19 protein-coding genes are annotated in these 21,005 nt (G+C 45.2%); 12 read left to right on the top strand and 7 right to left on the bottom strand.

Going from position 1 to position 21,005, the window contains the following annotated elements; translation table 11 throughout:
• The first annotated feature begins 16 nt into the window (after positions 1-16).
• From WA352_RS13625 to WA352_RS13615, 3 genes are read left to right on the top strand one after another with little or no spacing between them, the layout of a single operon-like run.
• Positions 17-697 (top strand): glutathione S-transferase family protein, encoded by a 681-nt coding sequence (locus tag WA352_RS13625; RefSeq protein WP_033133541.1) that lies wholly within the window; start codon positions 17-19, stop codon positions 695-697.
• A complete protein-coding gene (locus WA352_RS13620) occupies positions 694-1,461 on the top strand; it encodes an SDR family NAD(P)-dependent oxidoreductase (protein WP_033133542.1) in 768 nt (255 codons plus the stop codon). The genes WA352_RS13625 and WA352_RS13620 overlap by 4 nt, the downstream gene beginning before the upstream one ends.
• Before the next feature lies 1 nt (position 1,462).
• Positions 1,463-2,152 (top strand): SDR family NAD(P)-dependent oxidoreductase, encoded by a 690-nt coding sequence (locus tag WA352_RS13615; RefSeq protein WP_033133543.1) that lies wholly within the window; start codon positions 1,463-1,465, stop codon positions 2,150-2,152.
• Positions 2,153-2,164: 12 nt separating this feature from the next.
• On the opposite strand, the gene pdxR is transcribed toward WA352_RS13615, so the two are convergent.
• Complete coding sequence (gene pdxR, locus WA352_RS13610) at positions 2,165-3,670, bottom strand: MocR-like pyridoxine biosynthesis transcription factor PdxR (RefSeq protein WP_033133544.1); 1,506 nt, start codon at positions 3,668-3,670, stop codon at positions 2,165-2,167.
• A 38-nt stretch (positions 3,671-3,708) separates the two neighbouring features.
• Between pdxR and WA352_RS13605 the strand changes: the two genes are divergently transcribed.
• A complete protein-coding gene (locus WA352_RS13605; RefSeq protein WP_033133545.1) occupies positions 3,709-4,488 on the top strand; it encodes an aldolase in 780 nt (259 codons plus the stop codon).
• Between the two features lie 5 nt (positions 4,489-4,493).
• Complete coding sequence (locus tag WA352_RS13600; RefSeq protein WP_033133546.1) at positions 4,494-5,375, top strand: dihydrodipicolinate synthase family protein; 882 nt, start codon at positions 4,494-4,496, stop codon at positions 5,373-5,375.
• Between the two features lie 55 nt (positions 5,376-5,430).
• Here the strand turns inward: WA352_RS13600 and WA352_RS13595 are convergent, their stop codons facing one another.
• Positions 5,431-6,480: a helix-turn-helix transcriptional regulator gene (locus WA352_RS13595; protein ID WP_033133564.1), complete on the bottom strand. Its 1,050-nt coding sequence runs from the start codon at positions 6,478-6,480 to the stop codon at positions 5,431-5,433.
• Positions 6,481-6,589: 109 nt separating this feature from the next.
• On the opposite strand from WA352_RS13595, the gene WA352_RS13590 reads away from it, so the two are divergent.
• The 4 genes from WA352_RS13590 to WA352_RS13575 all read left to right on the top strand — a co-directional run bounded on the left by WA352_RS13590 (position 6,590) and on the right by WA352_RS13575 (position 10,395).
• Positions 6,590-7,393: an SDR family NAD(P)-dependent oxidoreductase gene (locus WA352_RS13590; protein ID WP_033133547.1), complete on the top strand. Its 804-nt coding sequence runs from the start codon at positions 6,590-6,592 to the stop codon at positions 7,391-7,393.
• Entirely contained in the window at positions 7,390-8,136 is a 747-nt protein-coding gene (locus tag WA352_RS13585; RefSeq protein ID WP_033133548.1) for an acetoacetate decarboxylase family protein, read from the top strand. Before WA352_RS13590 ends, WA352_RS13585 begins: the two co-directional genes overlap by 4 nt.
• Before the next feature lie 95 nt (positions 8,137-8,231).
• A complete protein-coding gene (locus WA352_RS13580; protein WP_033133549.1) occupies positions 8,232-9,461 on the top strand; it encodes an NADH:flavin oxidoreductase/NADH oxidase family protein in 1,230 nt (409 codons plus the stop codon).
• Between the two features lie 34 nt (positions 9,462-9,495).
• On the top strand, positions 9,496-10,395 hold the full coding sequence (locus WA352_RS13575) for a metal-dependent hydrolase (RefSeq protein ID WP_033133550.1): 900 nt from the start codon (positions 9,496-9,498) through the stop codon (positions 10,393-10,395).
• Here the strand turns inward: WA352_RS13575 and WA352_RS13570 are convergent.
• On the bottom strand, positions 10,392-11,018 hold the full coding sequence (locus WA352_RS13570; protein WP_004805327.1) for a TetR/AcrR family transcriptional regulator: 627 nt from the start codon (positions 11,016-11,018) through the stop codon (positions 10,392-10,394). The two genes, WA352_RS13575 and WA352_RS13570, sit on opposite strands and share 4 nt — an antisense overlap.
• Before the next feature lie 127 nt (positions 11,019-11,145).
• On the opposite strand from WA352_RS13570, the gene WA352_RS13565 reads away from it, so the two are divergent.
• From WA352_RS13565 to WA352_RS13555, 3 genes are read left to right on the top strand one after another with little or no spacing between them, the layout of a single operon-like run.
• A complete protein-coding gene (locus WA352_RS13565; RefSeq protein WP_033133551.1) occupies positions 11,146-11,985 on the top strand; it encodes an SDR family oxidoreductase in 840 nt (279 codons plus the stop codon).
• Between the two features lie 12 nt (positions 11,986-11,997).
• Positions 11,998-13,485 (top strand): flavin-containing monooxygenase, encoded by a 1,488-nt coding sequence (locus WA352_RS13560; RefSeq protein WP_336142910.1) that lies wholly within the window; start codon positions 11,998-12,000, stop codon positions 13,483-13,485.
• A gap of 36 nt (positions 13,486-13,521) precedes the next feature.
• Positions 13,522-14,445: an alpha/beta hydrolase gene (locus tag WA352_RS13555; protein WP_033133553.1), complete on the top strand. Its 924-nt coding sequence runs from the start codon at positions 13,522-13,524 to the stop codon at positions 14,443-14,445.
• A 228-nt stretch (positions 14,446-14,673) separates the two neighbouring features.
• Here the strand turns inward: WA352_RS13555 and adeC are convergent, their stop codons facing one another.
• Genes adeC through WA352_RS13535 form a run of 4 tightly spaced genes read right to left on the bottom strand, consistent with a single transcriptional unit; the run spans position 14,674 to position 20,728 of the window.
• The gene (gene adeC, locus WA352_RS13550) at positions 14,674-16,107 is read right to left on the bottom strand and encodes an AdeC/AdeK/OprM family multidrug efflux complex outer membrane factor (protein WP_096089475.1); all 1,434 of its coding nucleotides are present in this window, start codon (positions 16,105-16,107) and stop codon (positions 14,674-14,676) included.
• Complete coding sequence (locus WA352_RS13545) at positions 16,104-19,187, bottom strand: MexW/MexI family multidrug efflux RND transporter permease subunit (RefSeq protein WP_033133554.1); 3,084 nt, start codon at positions 19,185-19,187, stop codon at positions 16,104-16,106. The genes adeC and WA352_RS13545 overlap by 4 nt, the downstream gene beginning before the upstream one ends.
• Positions 19,188-19,199: 12 nt before the next feature.
• Positions 19,200-20,303 carry an efflux RND transporter periplasmic adaptor subunit gene (locus tag WA352_RS13540; RefSeq protein ID WP_033133555.1) on the bottom strand — a complete coding sequence of 368 codons (1,104 nt, stop codon included), beginning with the start codon at positions 20,301-20,303 and terminating at the stop codon, positions 19,200-19,202.
• On the bottom strand, positions 20,300-20,728 hold the full coding sequence (locus WA352_RS13535; RefSeq protein WP_033133556.1) for a DoxX family protein: 429 nt from the start codon (positions 20,726-20,728) through the stop codon (positions 20,300-20,302). The genes WA352_RS13540 and WA352_RS13535 overlap by 4 nt, the downstream gene beginning before the upstream one ends.
• Positions 20,729-21,005: the final 277 nt, after the last annotated feature.

Raw genomic sequence — 21,005 nt, 5'->3', positions numbered from 1 at the left:
AAATGGATAGATAACAATGAGTACAGTGGTCTTACATCAATGGGAAATTTCACCGTTCTGCAAAAAAGTCGCACGCATGTTAGCGTTTAAAGGCATTCCATTTGAAACTGTAAATTATAACGGTGTATTGGGGGCCAAAGTCCCAATGTTGAGTAAAGTCGGTAAAGTCCCTGTGCTGGACATTAACGGACAACGCATTCAGGACAGTACCCGCATTGCGCGTTATTTGGATGAAGCTTATCCAGATTTGCCACTTTTATATCCTGTAGATCCACTACAAAAAGCCTATGTCGAATTGTGGGAAGACTGGTCCGATGAGTTGTTATATTTCTATGAAGTGTATTTTCGGGTCAGTGATGCTGATGCCTTGAATCAAGCGGTGGCCATCAGTGCAGAGGGTCGTCCCAAGCATGAGGTTGTACTGATGAAACCTTTGCTCAAGGCTGCTTTGAATATGCAAGTGAAGATGCAAGGTACGGGGCGAATGGCAAAGGCTGATATCGAAGCAGAATTTACACGGCACTTAGAACGCATTGAATTGGTATTAGGTCAAACGGGTTGGCTGGTTGGCGAAGTCAAAACCATTGCCGATATTGCAGTCGGTTCTCAACTGTTAGAAGTGATACGCACCAGTAAAATCTGGGGGCCAAAAATTAACAGCTATCCGCATATTCAGCATTGGATACAACAATTATGAATCAGGTCGATCAAGCTCCAACTCAGCCAACAGGGATTGTCGTCGTGATTGGCGTTGGAGCAGAACAAGGCATTGGTGCAGCGGTGTGTTGCCGTTTTGCCCATGAGCAATTCAAAGTTTATGTGGTGGGGCGAACGCTCAATAAAGTTGAAAAAGTGGCTGCGACAATTAATGGTCAAGGTGGGCAAGCAGTGGCTTATGCACTGGATGCTGAAAATCAGCAACAGGTCCAGACCTTGTTTGAGCATTTAAGCGATCAGCCAGAAGCATTGGCAGCAGTGATCCATAATGTGGGGGGGAATATTCCTTCGATCTTTTTACAGAGCAGTTTAAAGTTTTTTAGCCAAATGTGGCGTTCGACCTTTTTATCTGCGGTATTGGTGGCGCAGCGTAGTTTGCCCATTTTTCAAAAACAACAGCAGGGCAGCTTGATTTTTACTGGTGCCAGTGCCTCATTGCGCGGGAAACCTTTTTTTGCTGCATTTACCATGGGTAAGTCTGCGCTGAGAAGCTATGCCTTAAATTTGGCAGCGCTATATCGTTCTCAAAATATCCATGTGGCGCATGTGGTGGTAGATGGCATGGTCGATGGTGATCGTGTCAATAAAGCCTTATGGGGCTTGGGGCGGCTGGCGCGGTTAACTCGTGGCACAGGTGGTTTAAATATTGAGGCAATTGCCGAAAATTACTGGATGCTCTATCAGCAAAATGCTGACTTATGGACGCATGAATTGGATCTACGTCCTTATCAGGAGAAATTCTAAGATGAGTAAGTTGTTACCACAATGGTTTAAATCCAAACGAAAAACCAAGGGCTGTATTGTGATTGTGGGCAATGATGTCCAGCAACTCAGCCAACTTTTTGCTGAGCAAGTTCAGTGCGATGCTCTGCCTGTTTATCAACTGCAGCATGATGCGATACAAACACAGCCAAAAATTGAAGTTCAAGCGGAGGGGCTGATCGCTGTTCGACTCAATCTACTTGATGCTGCTTCGCTAAAAAGTGTTATGCAGCAGATTCAGAAAGCAGGGCATTTTGTCGATTTATGCATTTTTCAGCCTGACTTTGTGCTACCTGAAAATAGTCATGCATTGTCCGCTGAACAGCTTGAGAACTATTGGCAAAACACAGGTTTAACGGCGGTGAGTATTGCCCAAGCTGTAATTCGGCAGATGCTGCCGAAACAGCAAGGCACCTTGATCTTTTTAGGGACTCAGCAGCCCGTCGAATCGGAGCAGGATTTATTTAGTCAAAGCATGTCTGCCAGTATTCGCGCTTTAGCACAGTCCTTAGCCAGAGAGTTCCACCCCAAGGGCATTCATGTGGTCTATTGTGTGGTGCCACATTTGCAAAATGAAAACAATGAATTAATGCAATCATTGCAACAGACCTGTTGGCATTTGTACCAACAACCTAGGTCGACATGGAGTCAGGAACTGCGCTTAGGATTATAAAATCATGCGCATTCAATCGTCGGGCTGAAATGTGCCATAGAGCAAACGGATGATGTTTGAAATTTCCGTTTCATTAATGGCAGCATAACCAAAGCGGATATGAAAATGCTCATTAGATTGCTGACCTTGCTCCGAAAAATGCGCTTCGGCATCAATATGCAATTGATTCAGTAGCTCGGCATATTCAGCACGATAGGGAAATTTAAATTTGACCCATAAGGCCATACCCCCCAATGGTGAGTTGATTTCGACCTGATCTTTAAATACCGCTTGCAAGCGACCCAGCGCAAAGTCGCGCCGTTGTTGATAAACCTTGCGCATCTTGCGGATATGCCGTTTGATTTCCCCCTGTTGCATCAGTTCCGCCATCGCCAGTTCAGTGATGATATTGCCTTGTTTATCGATCAATAAAATATCCTGATTCATGGCGTGGATGATGTCTCGATTGGCGACCACATAACCAATTCTTAGGCTTGGGGCAAAGACCTTGGACAGTGAACCAATATGAATCACCTTTTCTGCATGCGGTAAGCTGATCAGCGGTGGAATTGGGCGGCTGTCATAATGAAACTCATGGTCATAGTCATCTTCAATAATATAAAAATCAAAAGCCTTCGACAGTTCCAATAGTTTCAGGCGTCGATCCATGGCCATGGTTACGGTGCTGGGATATTGATGATGTGGGGTGGTATAGATTGCAGCCAGAGCATACTTTTCTAATATTTCTTCCAGATGTTCAATATCAAGACCGTGTTGATCTAGTCGAACCCGAACGATGTGATAATGATGCGATAAAAAGGTTTCGACAGCAGGTGGATAAGACCATTGTTCCACCACAATCACTTTGCGTGATGAGCTTTGTTTAGCCAGCACACGAGCCGCTAAAAAAATCCCCATTTGGCTACCACGAACCACACAGATATTGTCAACGCTGGTTTTAATAAAACGTTCCATCGACAGCATTTGCAGCAATGCCTGACGTAATTCAATACTGCCTTGAGGATCGCCATAGCCCATGATCTGAGAACGGGTCACTTGAATCAGGGCATGTCGATAAGCACGGGAAAATAATTCATAAGGGATGAGGCGCGTATCTGGAATGCCATCATTCTTAATTGCTACTAGACTGATTGTATTGGATGAAGGATTAGGTTCTGCTGCTGCATTGATCTTTTTATGTTTTAACTCAGGCAAATTCTCCGCCACAAAAGTGCCTTGGCGTGGCTTAGAGATCAACCAACCTTGTGCCTCTAAATCCTCATAAACCGACTGTACGGTTTTACGATTAATTCTTAATTCATCGGCAAGCGAGCGCGAGCCAGACAGACGTGAACCTGAGCTGAGCCGTCCAGACAGAATCTCTTCAATAATCTGATTGGCCAATTTGAGAAAGATGGTTTTTTCTTCTCGGTCTTCAAGATGAAGACGAATCTTCCATGGCTGCTGCATGCTGATCTGGACCATATAAGTTTTAAAAACTGGATATTTTAACTCATCCACTGACTTCGTATTCTGCATCTGTCCCATCCACAAATCAACCGTAGCGAGGTGGTCTCATGCAAACCGCATTACTCAGCAAACAGCAATTGATGCAAACTGCGCAGCAGAATATGAATTTGATCCAAGAGGTCAATTACACGGATCGACAGAAGCTAGCTTTGACCTGTCGTATTTTATTTGATCATGGTCATGATGCAGGCTTGGCAGGACAAATTACCTGTCGTGCCGAACAAGAAAATAGCTTTATTACGCAACGTTTTGGTTTGGGTTTTGACGAAATTACCGCAGCCAATTTATTGGTCGTGGATCAGGACCTTAAACCTTTAGATCAGCAAGGCATGGCCAATCCAGCCAACCGTTTTCATACCTGGATTTATCAGCAACATCCTGAAGTGAATTGCATTATCCATACTCATCCCACTCATATTGCAGCCTTGTCGATGCTACGTGTGCCACTTGCCATCTCGCAAATGGATACCTGTGCCTTGTATGAGGATTGTTCTTTTGTCGATGAATGGCCGGGAGTACCAGTCGGTAATGAAGAAGGCATTTTTATTTCTGAAGCTTTGGGAAAAAATCGGGCGGTGTTGCTGTCTCATCATGGTCAATTGGTGGCAGGAAAGAGCATTGAAGAAGCCTGTAATTTAGCGCTGTTGATTGAACGTGCCGCACGTTTGCAACTGTTAGCCATGTCTGCAGGACAAATCCAACCGATTCCGCATGAACTGGCAAAAGAAGCGCATGACTGGCTGTCTACCGATAAGCGTAACAAAGTCAATTTTGCCTATTACGCACGTAAGGCGTTGAAAAACCATCAAGATTGTATCGAGGAGTAAATCTCATGAAAATTGAAGGCATTATTGCTTATCCCGTCACGCCATTTAAAGCAGACGGCCAACAGCTTGACCTTGAGGCCTTGAGCATCAGTCTAAATGCATTGCTTGAATCACAATGTGATGCGATTGCACCTTTAGGCAGTGCAGGGGAAAGTGCCTATTTAACTTGGCAAGAATGGCAACAGGTGGCGCAAACCACAATTGAAGTGGTGAATCAGCGTGTTCCGGTGATTGTTGGGATTTCTGAACTGACCACTGCAATGGCGATTCAAAAAGCCAAAAAAGCAGAAGAATTGGGTGCAGATGTGATTATGGTGATTCCTGTCTCTTACTGGAAACTCACCAATCAAGAAATTTATGATTATTATCAGCAGATTGCCGCATCGGTAAAATTGCCGATTATGGTCTATAACAATCCTGCCACCAGCGGGATTGATATGTCACCTGAATTGATCGTGAAAATGTTTAATGAGATCGACAATGTTTGTATGGTCAAAGACAGCACTGGTGATATTCAGCGCATGCATAAGTTTCATGCATTGAGCCGCGGAAAATTGCCTTTTTATAACGGTTCTAATCCATTGGCGCTAGAAGCCTTCTGTGCTGGAGCAGCTGGTTGGTGTACTGTTGCGCCGAATTTGTTGGGTGACCTGCCAAAGCAATTGTATCAAGCGATTCAACAAGGTGATCTGCCAAAAGCGCAGGCGATATTTTATCAGCAATTACCTGTGCTGAGCTTTATTGTCAAAGGTGGCTTACCGAAAACAGTGAAATCAGGGCTTAACTTACTGGGCTTTTCGGTTGGTATGCCAAGATCGCCTTTGCAAGGTGCGACAGGAGCTGAAATTGAGCAGTTAAAAGGCTTGATACAAGCGGCTGTAAAATAAATAAGTTAAGTCAGGTCGACATCGAGCGACCTGACTTAAATATATTCTGAGCAGCTTAAGTTTGAGTTTGACGAAATTGACTGGGTGTAAGCCCACTCCATTTCTTAAAGGCACGGGCAAAGTTGGCAGGTTGTAGATAGCCTAAGTACAGTGCGATATCCTGTACTTCCATGTGTGGATTGAGTAACAGCTGTTTTGCCTCTTGATATCTGACCTCATCTAATAAACCCAGATAGGAATAACCTGCTTCATCTAACTTTCGTCTTAAGGTTCTGCTGGATGTATGCAAGCGCTCAGCAACGCTATCTAAACTCGGGTAGCCTTTTTGTGGCGTGAGCTGCAACTCGGTTTTGACCCTGAGTCCAATATCTTGAATGGTTTCGGAAAAACGGATTTGTTCAGCTTCACATTGGGCTAAAGCCTGCTGGAAAGCCATTGGATCTGCCATTTTGGTGGCATGATTGAGCACTAAGCTTGGATAGCGCACTTGATTTTGCGCCTGATTAAAGTGGATCAGAGGAAGTTGTGCTTGAAATCTGGCGTGATAGGGTGGTTCAGGCCAATCTACCCACAGTTCAACATCGGCAAAACGGTGATCGATTAAGCTTCGGCCTGTTTGGATAATACCAATCATCAAACATTCATAAAAAAAACGTCTTAGGATGTCTGCCTGTTCAGGGTGCTGGCTGACCACAGGATGGGTCTGCTGAATTTCAATAATCGACTGCTGGGCTTGTTCATAACAATCAATACGATAATCTTTGAGCCGCATATTAAAAAACTGACTGGCCAAGGCAATAGCATGTTTGAGCGAGGGGCTACTCATTAGTGCAAAGCCCATGGCACCATGCGCGGTTAAACGAAGTTTGAGTCCATATTCATATCCCAGACCACAGTCTTGCGCTAAGCCTAAACTGACCCATGCCAATTTTGACCATTGGATTGGAGTAATACGGGCATCGACTTGATGCAGAAGTGCTGACGGTATTTTGCTTTGGTATAGAATTTCGGAAGCAGAAAAGCCTTTTTCAACCATGATTTCTAATAATAAATGTGCATATGAAATCGGGATAGTCGCTTTGGACAAGCCATAGGGATCTTTCATTTTTAGTTTTAATTGGCCGAAAATGATTAGCAGTATGGCTGAATTACCGCTCACGCTCAAGTTTTAGCTCTTTGATACTAGGGTTATTCTGTTGATCTGAGTATTGGTAATGAGTTTACCTCTTCCTATTAAAGATTCCCCCGTTGTGATTACTGGCGCATCGTCTGGTATTGGCGAAGAACTCGCAAAACAATTCGCTGCACGTGGCTATTCGCTTGTTCTGGTGGCACGACGAGTTGATAAACTTGAGGCTTTAGCGCTTCATTTAGGTCAAAAATATCAAGTTGACGTGATGTTACGTCCCTGTGATCTCGCGGATCGCGAGGCAAGAACTCAATTCCGTCAAGAACTCGAGCAGCTGGATGTCGCGATTTTATGTAATAACGCAGGCTTTGCCACTTTTGGCCGATTGCAGGACTTAGATGCAGATCGTGAACGTGAACAGACCGAGCTAAATGTAGTGGCTGTACAGGATCTGACATTGGCAGTATTGCCCAATATGATTCAGAAACGACGGGGTGCCATTCTTATTGTTGGATCTACCTCAGGTCATCAACCCACACCAGCCAATGCCACTTATGCGGCAAGCAAAGCCTTTGCTAACTCTTTTGCCGAGTCGCTGTATAGCGAGCTGAGCGGTACTGGGGTGAGCTGCACCTTATTGGCACCTGGTCCCACTATCACCGGTTTTAATGCAGTGGCAGGGATCAGCAAGATTAATGGAATTGGTGGCAGTCTGGTTTGGGTAACTGCAGAACGGGTTGCTAAAGAGGCCATTCAAGGCATGGCTTGCAATCGCCGTATTGTGATTCCCGGCTTAATTGCACAGGCACAGACTCTAGGGGGACGTTATACCCCGCGCATTATTTTATTACCGATATTAAAGCACGTCTTTTCGAGATTAAAAGCATGAGACAGTTGATTCAAGATTTACGCACACCCATAGGTCTCGCCAATTTGGGCAATAAGCTCTATCACAATGCCCAATATTTAACTGCGGTGGTCGAAGTCGATGAGAAGCGAATGGCACGTTGGCTGCCTGCTGGAATGAAGCTGGCGAAACCAGCCAGAGCGGATTTGTTTTGTGCTTATTTCCCTGAAAATGTGTATACCGGCGCTTATCACGAAGCGGGACTATTTGTGCATATTCAGGTCGGCAATAAAACCGGCATCTTTTGCCCGTGGATGATACTGGATGATGATCGCGCCATGATTATTGGGCGTGAGTTGCTCGGTTATCCGAAAAAAATTGGGGAAATCAGTTGGGATAATGATGGTTCACGCATCATCAGCCAAGCATCACGCCGTGGGACGGTGCTGATTGAAATGGAAGCTAAATTGGGTGAAGTACTACAGGATGCACCGCCTATTTTAGGTTTGCCGCATCGTAATATTACAGGTGGTTTGGGGTTAGGTTTACCTCGAGAAGTTCGATTCACCCCGAAAGAGCATGTTGTTGAAGTGCGTCGTGTGGAGATGGAATTATGCTTTAGGGGAACGGTGAATGATCCTTTGCATGAAATGGGCTTAGGCAAAGTGGTGGATGCGCGCTTACATCGGGTGGATTTATCGGGTGGCTTGATTCCACCGATTCAAATTCCTCGATTACGGACTCCGTTGTTTTTATTGCGTCAATTTAATCCACGGGTTTTATAGAGGATAAACCCCAGATTGACTTATAGATTTACTCAGAAAAATGAATAAAACAGATGACATCGATCTATATCGATCAGAGTTTGAGGAACAGCAAAATGACACAATCAAATGTTAGCCATTCACCCTTACAACAACCATTAGCTTTGGCATGTGGCATCACTATTCCAAACCGAATTGCAAAGTCTGCCATGAGTGAACAATTGGCTGATCGACATGGCTCGCCCACCACGGATTTACAGCAACTCTATGCGGCATGGGCCAGAGGCGGTACGGGTTTATTAATCACTGGCAATGTCATGGTTGACCATCGTGCCTTTGTTGAGCCAAGAAATGTGGTGCTGGAAGATGAACAATTCTTACAAGCGCATAAACTTTGGGCCCAAGCGGCACAAGCCAATGGCAGCAAGATTATTATGCAAATTAACCATCCGGGGCGGGTTGCTGTACTGCCGTTACTTAAAAAGCCGATTGCACCTTCAGCAGTAGGCTTAGATTTACCCGCAATGAATCTGATTCGTGTCCCGCGAGCCATGTCTGAAACAGAAATCCTAGAACAAATCCAACGTTTTGCCACCACAGCGGCATTGGCGGTACAGGCTGGCTTTGATGGTGTACAAGTCCATGCGGCACATGGCTATTTGTTATCTCAATTTTTATCGCCTTTGGTCAATACCCGTACCGATCAATGGGGCGGGAATCCAGAAAATCGTCGTCGTATCTTGATTGAAACAGTTCGAGCTGTGCGTCAGGCCATTGGCAAAAATAAAATCCTCAGTGTCAAACTGAATTCTGCCGATTTCCAGAAAGGCGGGCTGAGTCAGGAAGAGTCACGGCACATTGCTTTGGCATTAGAAGAGGAAGGGATAGATTTATTGGAAGTGTCTGGGGGCAATTACGAATCTCCAGCGCAACTGGGCTATGCCCCTGATCGTCAGGTTCAGCGAGATGCTTATTTTCTAGATTATGCCACCGCATTGCGCCAACAAAGTCAATTACCACTGATGTTGACTGGTGGACTACGCGATGTAGACGTAATGAATCGTTTAGTCAGTGATGGCACGGTAGATGTCGTCGGTTTAGCTCGTCCTTTCGCCTTACAGCCAGATCTAGCCAAACAGCTCATGGCAGGAAAATCAGTCACAGCGCCTACAAAAATTCCTGCAGTTGGCTATAAACCTATCGATGCTTATCTGCAATTGGCTTGGCATGCAGCTCAATTCCGTCGTATTAGTAGTGGTCAACAACCGAAGGCGATTAAGAGTCTCGTCCGTACTTTACTGGCATTTGGACCGCGTATGGGCTTTAACATTTTGACGCAGGATTAGTGCTCAAGGTTTTATTGATACAAGGAGTTCTTTTATGCGCGGATTAATCAAACAAACCCATCACATTGTTCCTCGACGTCCCGTATTTGATTTTACAGAAACACCGAGCCATTGGATTTATGATGATCCTTTGGCGTCGCAGATTCTTAATGTCATCAACCCAATTACCCCCGCACCTGAACGCTGGTTCTGTCAGACCTTCAGAGATGCACTGCCACTAATCCAGGATGAACAGTTAAAAGCAGCAGTCATCGCTTTTATTAAACAGGAAGGGGCGCACAGTCATGGACATATCTTGGGCACGCGACATATTGAGGCCTTGGGGATTGATCTGAGTCAATATAGTCAACTGATGAACTGGATATTTCATGACATGCTTGGGCAGAAACCATTCGGTTATGAGCTGCATCACTCAGGCTTGAAACAGACATGGTTACATACCCGCCTTGCTATGGTTGCAGCAGCGGAACACCTTACTGGCGTATTAGGACATTGGGTACTCAATGCACAAGGTTTACAACAAGCACCTGTCGATGAGGAAATGCTACGCCTATTGCAGTGGCATGGTGCCGAAGAAGTAGAACATCGTGAAGTCGCCGATGCCCTGTTTCGGCATTTAAGTAATAACTTACTGTTACGAACAGGTACAGCTGCTATTACCTTTCCTTTATTTATTATATTGGCTTATGTTGCTGTGGAAACCTTGGTTGCAAAAGATCCGCAATTACCGCAGCGTTTTCGCATCAAAGACTATTTACGTGCCGCACGACAGGATCGCGTGCCGCGTGTGGGTGATGTCTTGACTGCTTGCTTACGCTATTTTAATCCCAAACACAGCCCATTACATGAAGGGGCAACAGAGCAGGCCTTGGCCTATTTAAATCAAATGCCAGCATTTAAGCCACATAAATCACAAGCCAAAGTTGAGTTTTAAGCGATGCCCGCCATCATCATTTGAATTGCAGCATCGCTATATTTTTTTAACAGATTGGCATCTTCAGGTGCAGATAAGAACTTAAATGCGCCGGCGATAATCATGCCGACAATGGCATGTCCTGTCATTTCAGTATCTAGATCTGCTTTTAAATAACCGCACTTCACCCCATTTTTTAAATAGTCTGCAGTGAGTAAACCTCCAAGGTGCAGCAGGTTATGCACTTGGGCGGTCATTTCTTTATCAATCGAGGTCGCTTCAAGCAAAATCAAACGTACCGCACGTGGATTGTCCTTGGCAAACTCCTGAAATTTACTGGAAATCCGTTCGCATTGGATACGATAAGCCTCCAGTGTGGATACCGCATCTGGTGCATTTTCATCGGCCAATAAGGCGGTTATTTTGAACATGGTATCGACAATGACTTTATCTAGGATGTCTCTTTTATTCTCAAAATGACGATAGAAAGTGCCGTGACCAATACCGAGTCTTTTGGCAATGTCAGAGATCGCAGTTTGATGATAACCGCGTTCAGAAAATTCCAAAAAAGCAGCTTCAATAATTTCTGCTTGTAATTGAATACGTTGGCGTTCAGCACGCGAGAGAGTTGTTTGATCATTCATGCTAAAAATTTTATCAGAACTTTATCGGAAATACGATAAAACAAAATCAACTAAAATTGACACTTCATTCCGTAAATGACATTATATTCCGAATTGGTGGTTTTTTGACTGGCGAAAGGAACTGGACATGGGAAAAAAATACAATTTTTTAAACAAAGTGGTGCTGATTACCGGTGGTGGACGAGGGATTGGTTTGGCCACCGCCGTTGCCTTTAGGAAACTTGGCGCCAAAGTGGCGATTGGCGATATTGATCTAGAGTTGGCTCAGCAAGCCGCCACTAAAGTGCAAGGCTTTGGCGGCTATTTGGATGTACGTTCACAGAACTCATTTCATGACCTCATTGCGCAGATTGAAAAGCAATTGGGTCCCATCGATATCTTGGTCAACAACGCTGGCATTATGCCAATGGGGGCGATGGTCGAGGAAAGCCAAGCCATTACCGATGCGCAAATTGATATCAATTTACGTGGAGTGATTCATGGTATGAAAGCGGTATTGCCCAAAATGCTGGAGCGACAAACAGGGCATATCGTCAATGTGGCTTCGCTAGCAGGTAAATATCCGATTCCGGGTGCCAGTATTTATTGCGCGACCAAATTTGCTGTGGTGGGTTTAACCGCATCGATGCAACAAGAGCTTAGAGACACGCCGATTGGCTTATCGGCAGTGCTACCGTCCAAAGTCTTGACTGAGTTGTCGTCTGGAACTGGAGACAGTTTGCCGATTCCGACGGTAGAACCCCAAGATGTGGCGAATGCGATTATTCAAGCCATCGCACATAATCTTGCTGAAATTGCGGTGCCGAATTATTTAACCCATACCCCGAAAGCCTATGGATTGGTCCCGCATTGGTTGAATACTGGATTCCGAAAACTGATCGGAGATGATCGTATTTTAAAAGGCTTGGATCAGAATGATCGCAAAGCATATAGCCAACGTTTAAGCCAATTGGCACAGACAAAATAAGGATTAAAACTCATGGCGAAGATCGAAAAATTTCACGTGGTGATTATCGGGGCTGGCTTTGCAGGGATTGGTGCAGCCATTAAGTTACAGCAAGCAGGTTTTACAGATTTTGTGGTCTTGGAAAAAGCCGATGAAATTGGCGGTGTCTGGCGTGCCAACACTTATCCAGGTTGTGCTTGTGATGTGCCGTCGGCGTTATATTCCTATTCATTTGCACCGAATCCACAATGGAGTCGGGTGTTTGCACAGCAACAAGAAATTAAGACCTATATACAACATGTTGCACAGCAATTCGATGTGCAAAAGTATGTACGCTTTGGCTATGAAATGCTGGAAAGTGCTTGGGATGATCAGGCTAAACATTGGGTGGTGAAAACCAATCATGGCCTTATCCATGCCCGTTTTGCGATTATGGCGGGTGGGCCAATGCAACAACCTGTATTGCCTAGGATTAAAGGTTTAGAGACATTTAAAGGGGCTCAGTTCCACTCGGCAGAATGGAATCATGATGTTGACTTAAATGGTAAAAAGGTTGCCGTTGTTGGTGCAGGTGCATCTGCAATTCAATTTGTACCTGAGATTCAAGCCCAAGTGGAGAAACTCACTTTACTGCAGCGTACCCCACAATGGGTATTGCCAAAAATGGATCAAAGCCTACCAAAACTTGCTCAGGCACTGTTTAAAGTACTTCCAGTCACTCAGCGTTTGACCCGTTATGGCGTTTATGGCGTATTTGAATCCTTAAATTCCAGTATGCACCATCCAAAACTGGTCAGCCAGATTGAACGCTTAGCCAAATTGAATATTCGCTTAGGGGTGAAAGATCCTGCGCTACGAGAAAAACTATTGCCTGACTTTACCATCGGTTGCAAACGGGTATTACAGTCCAATCAATGGTATCCAGCATTGGCAAAGTCGAATGTAGAGGTATTGCGTTGTGGGGTGGAAGAAGTGCATGGCAATACTTTGATCGCCAGTGATGGATCGCAACATGAGGTCGATGCGATTATTTTTGGTACAGGCTTTGAAGTCAGTAATCCGCCAATTGCCAAACAGATTCGTAATAAACATGGTAAAAGCATGGACGAAGTATGGCAAGGCAGTGCCCAAGGCTACCTTGGTACGGTGGTCGAAAGCTGCCCAAATGCCTTTGTCATGTTTGGTCCTAATATTGCGGTCAGCTCATCGGCACTCATCATCATTGAAGCACAATTGGCATATATCTTGGATATGCTGAAAAAAGTACAGGCGCAGCAGATTGAAACTGTTGAAATTCGTGCTGAGGTATTGCAGCAATACAATGATGAAATCCAAGCGGCATTAACGAATACGGTGTGGAATACCGGTGGATGCAGCAGCTACTTTATCGATCGGAATGGTCGTAACAGTACTTTATGGCCATGGACCACCTTTGAGATGCGTGCTCGCTTGGCACAATGCGATCTGAATGATTATGTACTTGGTTTTACTGAGTCTAAAATGGATCAAAAAGCCAGTTAAATGATGACTCGGTGATGCCATCAACAGGAGCATATGATGCAGCAAAAGCTGATTGAAACAGGCGTGAAACTGGGCTTGCGGCTGAGTTTTAAGCTGGCCAGTGGTCTGGCTTTACCTTTTCCGATCTTGCGTGGTGCAATGGAGCTTGGATCACGTATTTTTAAACCCAGAGCCGATGTTGCTATACAGCAGATTAAATTAAGAGATGCACGGGATCAACGTATTGTTCCCGTCGAAGTGGCAAGGCCTGCGGGTGAGGTGCAAGGGATATTATTGCATTGTCATGGCGGTGCTTTTTTTGCAGGTTCATCACGAACCCATCGAGCACTTGCTACCGAATTGGCTGCACGGGCCAAGGTCAAAGTATATATGCTGGATTATCGACGTGCGCCTGAACATCCTTATCCTGCGGCATTGGAGGATGTGAGGTCGGTCTATCAACATTTACTGAGTGATGGCTGGACGCCTGAGCAAATTATTTTGGGTGGAGATTCTGGTGGATGTGCTTTGGCCTTAGCATTCGCGGTGGAATTAAGAGAGGCAGGGCAGATTTTACCTGCTGGGATGATCATGATTTCGCCCTATGTGGATATTACTTTGAGTTCAGCTTCGGTATTTAAAAATGCCAAACGAGATCCGATGATTCGTGCTTATGCTTTAAAACGGGGTGGGGATGGATATCGCGGGCAATTACGATCTAATGATCCACGTATTTCACCTATTTTTGCTGATTTAAATGGTCTTCCACCGTTATTGATTCAAGCAGGCAGTGAAGAGATTTTAGTGGATGATGCGATCAATCTGGCTGAGCGTGCCCAACAAGCGGGTGTGCAGGTTCATCTGCATGTCTATGAAAATATGTGGCATAACTTTCAGATGTTTAATCGCTTTGTGCAAAAATCTGAACAGGCCTTAGATGAGATTGGTGATTTTATTCAAGCGACATTGGCAAAGACATAAGCTTCACGTTTTAGACTTTTTAAACGGTTCATTTTAATTTTTTAACATTTATATAAATCGCTGATTGATCTTAAAAATAGACAATGATTCACAAATAAGAAATAAAACATCGGCTTAACTCGATTATAGGCTGCTCTTTTGGTTCCGGTTATTAGCCTAGCTTATCTTTGGTTGGTTGGATGAGGTTTTAAGAACAGCCGTAGCCATTCTTAAAACCCGTTGCGGTGATTATTGTGTTAAGCCTCCACCCAATACTTTATAGAGTTCAATCTGATTGTTGAGCCGTGCCTGTTCCAGCAATAGCAAACTTTGCTCAGCAGCATAATGAGAGCGTTGTGCATCCAAGACACTTAAATAACTATCAATCCCTGCACGAAAGCGGGTATTAGACAGTTTGTAGTTCCGATTGGTCGCATCGACTAGGCGCTGTTGTGCAGTAATCCGTTCATCCATATAGGCACGTGTGGCAAGGCTATCATTGACTTCTTTAAAGGCAGATTGAATGGATTTTTCATAATTCGATAGGGCGATTTGCTGCTCGATTTTTGAAATTTTAAGATTGGCCTGACGGGTACCCCAGTCAAAGATCGGCAGATCCAGACTCGGGCCAATCGACCAGACCGCATGACCAGATTTAAACAGATCACTGAGTTGAGTCGATGCATAACCCGCTGAGCCTGTTAATCGAATGCTGGGAAATAAGGCAGCTTTGGCAACCGCAATATTGGCACCTGCTTCGTGCAATTGATATTCAGCGAGCTTGAGGTCAGGACGATTATTGAGTAAATCACTGCTTAAACCTGTGCTTAAAACTGCGTTGGTACTGATGTTTTTAACGGGTTGTTGTGGCAAGAGATCTACAGGAAGCTGTTGTCCCACCAATAGATTGAGTAAATTCTGCGCCTGCAGCACTTGCGTTTGATAGTTGGCCGCATCATGACGTGCAGTTTCGACTGAGATCTGTGCCTGACGTAAGGGAATTTCACTGTCAGTGCCCGCATCGAAACGTTTTTGATTGAGCTGATAGGCATTCAATTGTGTCGCAAGCGTTTGTTGGGCAAGTTTTAACTGTGCATGGGTAAAGGCATAATCCAACCAAGCTTGGCTGACTTGACTGACCAAACTGATTTGCATGGCATCACGCGCACTTTGGGTCGCCAGATAACGATCCAGTGCCGCATCTTTCAGATTGCGAACCCGTCCCCAAAAATCCAGTTCATAAGCTGTCAAACCAAGGCCAACTTGCAAGCTTGAACGGGGATTGTTTGGATCAAGTGTCGGAGAGACTTGGCGAAGCAGCTCTGCACGGCCAGCAATCATTGGAAACTGATCATTTTTCCTGATCTGATAATATTGCTGTGCACGCTGAATATTCAGGCTTGCACTGCGTAAATCACGATTATGACTGAGGGCTAGTTCAATCACCTGCACTAAACGCGGATCAGCAAGAAACTGCTGATAGCCTTGGGATGCAATGGAGCTGCCTTGAATCGAATGGTCGTAACTGTTCGGAATATCAGCACTGACGTTGGGTGGTTGTGGTTTAAGATTTTGGCAACCACTGAGTGACATGGCCAAAGCTGCCATGATGAGTCCAGTGCTGATCATCTGCTTGTATGAATGATGCTGGGAGCTTTTGGTGAAGACTGGATCGTTATTCATGCTTGAGACTCCATTGCATCAATTTTCTGTAGTTCCTGCACACGAGCCGAACTTTGGTTATGTTGACGTGCCAGCAGACTATAAATGGTGGGCAATACAAACAGGGTGAAGAATGTGCCAATCAACATGCCGCACACAATCACCAATCCAAGACCAAAACGGCTATGTGCGCCAGCACCCGTCGCAAACAGTAGTGGAATAAGACCAAATACCATCGCCGCCGTGGTCATCAGAATCGGGCGTAAGCGAATTTGTGCCGCTTTAAGGATGGCGGCCTGTTTATTCAGTCCTTCATGCAGTTGCAACTCATTGGCAAATTCAACCATGAGGATGCCATGCTTACTAATCAAACCGATTAGGGTCACCAGACCAATTTGGGTATAGATATTGACGGTGGCATAACCGAGTGCCAAAGGAATCAAGGCACCGCAAATCGATAGGGGCACGGTAATTAAGATAATGAACGGGTCGACCAGACTTTCATATTGCGCGGCCAAGACCAGATAAATCACCACCAATGCAGCCAAAAATGCAAACAACAGCGTATTGCCTTCTTGCATATACTGGCGGGCATCAGCTTGCCAGTCATGGCTAAACCCTGTCGGTAACTCAGCCGTGACTTGCTCAAGGAAAGCTAAAGCTTGGCCGAGAGAAACACCGGGCGCAGGAATGGCTTGGAAGGTTGCGGCATTCTGCTGGTCAAACTGTGTCAGTTTATTCGGCTCAACCTGTTCATTTAGATGGACGACGGTAGACAATGGAATCAATGTCCCCTGATCAGTGCGTACAAATTGCTGGGTCAATGCTTGTGGGGTCAGGCGCTGGCTTTTGATACTTTGAGGGATCACATCATAAGCGCGGCCCAGCATACTAAAACGATTGACATAGTTTTCACCCACGAGCGTGGCGAGTGCTTCGCCGATGTCCTGCATCCGAATGCCCAAGCTATTGGCTTTAGCACGATCGACTTCAATTTTCAGCATCGGATTGTTGAAATCCAGATCACTGTCTACCACCACAAACAGACCGCTTTCACGTGCTTTTTGTTTGATATTTTCCATGGTTTGATAAATGGTGGCATAGTCTTGCGCACTACGCAGCACCATCTGTACTGGTAAGCCACCTGTTGAACCGGGCAAAGCTGGATTTTGGAATACAAAAATACTGCTACCTTCTACTGCACCGACCTTGGCTTGTAATTCCTGTTGAAGTTCATCAGCAGAGCGCGTACGTTCAGCCCATGTGGATAGGGTAGTGCCCCCGAAACTGGCTGCTGGGCCATCCGTACCATTAATAATCCATGTGGTGCTGGTTTCAGGTAGGGTCCAGAACACTTTATCTAATTCATAGTTGAAGTGTTCGGCATAGTTTAAATTGGCATGTTGTGGTGCCTTAATCGCGGTCAGCACACTGGCTTGATCTTCCAGTGGGGCCAATTCCTTTTGTGGGAGTTGATAAAGAAAAGGTAGGCTGGCAAAAACAGCAACGGCAAAGACCACAGTGATCCAACGATGCTGCAATGAAAATTGCAGTAAGTGGTGATAGACATGAGTTAAACGTTCAAAGAACCATTCAGCAGCTTTGGCCATTCGGCCTTCGTCCTGCTTGGATTGCAGCAGATAGGAACTCATCACTGGGGAGAGGGTGAGGGCAATAATCCCTGAGACCAAAACTGCGCCTGCCAAGGTCAGTGCAAATTCCTTAAATAATGAACCCGTTAGTCCACCCATCAGGCCAATCGGCGCATAGACCGCAGCAAGGGTAATGGTCATGGCGATTACGGGGCCTGCGACTTCACGTGCACCGACCAGTGCAGCAGCAATAGGTGACAAGCCTTCTTCAATATGGCGGTGTACGTTTTCCACCACTACAATGGCATCATCCACCACCAGTCCAATTGCTAGTACCATCGCCAATAAGGTCAGTAAGTTAATACTAAAGCCAAAAATCAGCATCAAGCCTAAAGCACCCAGCATTGAAAGCGGAATTGTCACCACAGGAATCAAGACACTACGAAGTGAACCTAAGCACAGATAGATCACAACAATCACAATAATTAGGGCTTCGATAAAGGTATGCAGCACTTCATCAATTGAAGCATCAATAAAACGTGCGGTTTCATAGGCTAGATTGGCTTTGACACTGGGGGGTAAGGTTTTCTGTATCTCAGGCAATTTATCCTTGATGCCTTGAACAATCACCAGTGGATTACCTGTTGGAGTGGCCTGTAAACCAATAAAAATTGCGGGTTGCCCGTCCATCGAGGCACTGGTTTCGGTAGATGCTGCCCCAAGTTCAACCGTGGCGACATCCTGCAAACGAATCAGGTTCTGCCCATCATTACGAATCACCAGATTTTTAAAGTCCTGAATACTGGTCAGCTCGGTTGACACATTGACATTGGAAACCACCAACTCACCTTTGATTTGGCCGGGGGCGGCTTGGTAGTTGTTTTGACGAATCGCACTAGCGACATCGGCAGCGGTCACACCACGACTGGCCAAACGGTCTGCATCTAGCCAGATCCGCATGGCAAGGCGTTGGCTACCATAGGTTTGAACTTTTGCCACGCCATCAATGGTGGATAGCATCGGTTCAACCACCCGTGACAGGTAGTCGGTTAGCTCGGGCATAGACAGCTGTTCACTGGAAAAGCCGATATAGGCTACGTCGGTCGATTCGCCTGAGGAGCGTTCAATCACAGGGTCAAATGCCTGTTCAGGCAATTTGTAGCGAACTTGATTGACCTTGGCCATGACTTCGGTCAGGGCTTGAGTGGAGTCTCGGTTGAGTTGCATACGTAAGGTGATGACACTGCGGCCTTGTACTGAGGACGAACTGAGATAATCAATGCCTTCAACCGAAGAGACCGCTTGGGCAATCGGTTGCGTGACAAAACCTTGCATCAGCTCAGCCGATGCACCCGGATATTCAGTGCTGATGCTAATGGTTGAACTTTCTAATAAAGGATACTGGCGAATCGGCAATTTATTCAGTGAGAATAAACCCGCCAATAAAATCAGGGTACTGACCACCAGAGCCAGTACAGGGCGTTTTACAAAAAGATCGGTAAATTTCATCTGAGTGTCTCCCTAAAGCTTGGCTTTGGCTTGGGATGATGAAGTTTGCTCTAGGCTATTCACCGTCGGTTCGATTTGCATACCATCACTAAGTCGGACTTGTCCTGAAACCACCACTTGGTCACCAGCTTTAATACCCGATTGTACTTCGACCCAACCTTGATGACGTTCGCCGAGTTCGACCGCAACCCGTTGTACCGTTTGTTTTTGTGGCCCATGTTTCACCAGAAAAACAGTGTTGCCATAGGCGGTATAAGTAATTGCAGTTTCAGGGATGACCAAACTGGGTAGATTGGCTTCCTGTATTTCTATTTTTGCGTACATGCCTGGTTTTAATTGTTGATGCTGATTATTGAGCAGTGCCTGTCCAGTCATGGTTCTAGATTTACTCACCATTGGATCAATTGCATTTACTACGGCAGTGAAACTTTGTTCGGGAAAGGCATCTATTTTTAATTGAACGGCTTGGCCGGTTTTTAACCGTGCCGCCAGTTGTTCATCCAGTGTGAAATTGGCAAGCAGTTGCTGTGTATCCACTAAATTGGCAATACTGATGCCTGCTTCAAGGTATTGCCCTTGATGAACTTGGCGAATCCCGATCACCCCAGAGAAGGGCGCACGAATGGACTTTTGTTCAATTAGCGCTTGCAATTGCTGGATTTCAGCACGGGTCATATCTCGATCGGCTAGCGCCGTATCTAGTTCCGCACGTGAAATCGCATTGCTATCAATCAGTTGTTTGGTGCGGTGATAGGTCATTTCTGCCTGTTTCAGCTTGGCTTGTAGCCGACCTAAATTGCCTTGCTCGACATTGGTTTTGAGTTGAACCAGTAATTGTCCCTTTTTGACGAATTGTCCTGACTGGAAATAAATCTGTTCAATCACGCCTGTTGTTTCCGCTGAAACTTGAACTTGCCGTACAGCCTCCAACTCACCAATACTGGACAGAATACGCGGTGTGACTTGTTGTTTGACTGTTGTCAGCGCGACTTTTACGGGTGGATAACTGTAGCTGGAAGCATTCTCTGTGGAGCGGGATTTAAAATAAACATAAGTGGCTACAGCAATCACAATTAAAATACTGATAATCAGCAAAATACGCAGTTTGGTTTTCATGCGATCACTCCAACCTCTTGCAGCTGTTGACGAAAATGGCTGGCAATAGCCGTACCGATTAAGCCACCAATCACCGAAATGTGTTCAAGTGCAAAATAAAGCGAGATTTGTGCTTGTCCCCCAGACAGATTCCAAAAGGTGTGTACCAATACAATTGTAATCACTAAAAAAACAGAGAGCAGTGCAGCACCTAGCCAAAGGTAGCGATCAAACAAAATACTGTATGCACCCACAAGTAAAACCAGTGCCGAGGCATAATTAAACAGCCATGCAGGTTCTAAACCTGCAGCTTGCATTTCCTGAAAGCCAGTATTGACATCCAGTACTTTGCTGAGACCTGAGCTAAAAAATAACAGTGCCAGACAACACCGGCTAATGATCCATAACCATTGACTTTCTAAACTTGATTTAATGAAGTACGGCATAGGCGTATTTCCTGAGTAGATTCAGACTGACTGCTGAAAAACATTAAAAATGAATTGCTTAATTGCATTTGATAATGCAGTGCCAAGTAGTCTAAAACCTCAAGTTATATTGAGGTCAATGGGGTGAGCTCGAAAATTAAAGTCTGGAAAAAGGCATTTTTAGCAGGAGTGTCAGCACAATTTGTGTCGATGCTTCTGCATTTTTTATGGAGCTGAGCTTAAGCAAATGGCTTGTTCTGACTCATGATGGGAGGCTTTAAATTGACAAACTACTTTG

It is taken from the genome of Acinetobacter sp. 102 (assembly GCF_037028485.1).
In the GTDB taxonomy this organism is placed as follows: domain Bacteria; phylum Pseudomonadota; class Gammaproteobacteria; order Pseudomonadales; family Moraxellaceae; genus Acinetobacter; species Acinetobacter higginsii.
Note: the sequence above shows the minus strand (reverse complement) of the source record. Positions and strands in the feature narration are given on the sequence as shown.

Coding starts and splice junctions, on each gene's coding strand:
- WA352_RS13625 (WP_033133541.1), top strand. CDS start 17: ATGAGTACAGTGGTCTTACATCAATGGGAAATTTCACCGTTCTGCAAA.
- WA352_RS13620 (WP_033133542.1), top strand. CDS start 694: ATGAATCAGGTCGATCAAGCTCCAACTCAGCCAACAGGGATTGTCGTC.
- WA352_RS13615 (WP_033133543.1), top strand. CDS start 1,463: ATGAGTAAGTTGTTACCACAATGGTTTAAATCCAAACGAAAAACCAAG.
- pdxR (WP_033133544.1), bottom strand. CDS start 3,670: ATGCAGAATACGAAGTCAGTGGATGAGTTAAAATATCCAGTTTTTAAA.
- WA352_RS13605 (WP_033133545.1), top strand. CDS start 3,709: ATGCAAACCGCATTACTCAGCAAACAGCAATTGATGCAAACTGCGCAG.
- WA352_RS13600 (WP_033133546.1), top strand. CDS start 4,494: ATGAAAATTGAAGGCATTATTGCTTATCCCGTCACGCCATTTAAAGCA.
- WA352_RS13595 (WP_033133564.1), bottom strand. CDS start 6,480: ATGAAAGATCCCTATGGCTTGTCCAAAGCGACTATCCCGATTTCATAT.
- WA352_RS13590 (WP_033133547.1), top strand. CDS start 6,590: ATGAGTTTACCTCTTCCTATTAAAGATTCCCCCGTTGTGATTACTGGC.
- WA352_RS13585 (WP_033133548.1), top strand. CDS start 7,390: ATGAGACAGTTGATTCAAGATTTACGCACACCCATAGGTCTCGCCAAT.
- WA352_RS13580 (WP_033133549.1), top strand. CDS start 8,232: ATGACACAATCAAATGTTAGCCATTCACCCTTACAACAACCATTAGCT.
- WA352_RS13575 (WP_033133550.1), top strand. CDS start 9,496: ATGCGCGGATTAATCAAACAAACCCATCACATTGTTCCTCGACGTCCC.
- WA352_RS13570 (WP_004805327.1), bottom strand. CDS start 11,018: ATGAATGATCAAACAACTCTCTCGCGTGCTGAACGCCAACGTATTCAA.
- WA352_RS13565 (WP_033133551.1), top strand. CDS start 11,146: ATGGGAAAAAAATACAATTTTTTAAACAAAGTGGTGCTGATTACCGGT.
- WA352_RS13560 (WP_336142910.1), top strand. CDS start 11,998: ATGGCGAAGATCGAAAAATTTCACGTGGTGATTATCGGGGCTGGCTTT.
- WA352_RS13555 (WP_033133553.1), top strand. CDS start 13,522: ATGCAGCAAAAGCTGATTGAAACAGGCGTGAAACTGGGCTTGCGGCTG.
- adeC (WP_096089475.1), bottom strand. CDS start 16,107: ATGAATAACGATCCAGTCTTCACCAAAAGCTCCCAGCATCATTCATAC.
- WA352_RS13545 (WP_033133554.1), bottom strand. CDS start 19,187: ATGAAATTTACCGATCTTTTTGTAAAACGCCCTGTACTGGCTCTGGTG.
- WA352_RS13540 (WP_033133555.1), bottom strand. CDS start 20,303: ATGAAAACCAAACTGCGTATTTTGCTGATTATCAGTATTTTAATTGTG.
- WA352_RS13535 (WP_033133556.1), bottom strand. CDS start 20,728: ATGCCGTACTTCATTAAATCAAGTTTAGAAAGTCAATGGTTATGGATC.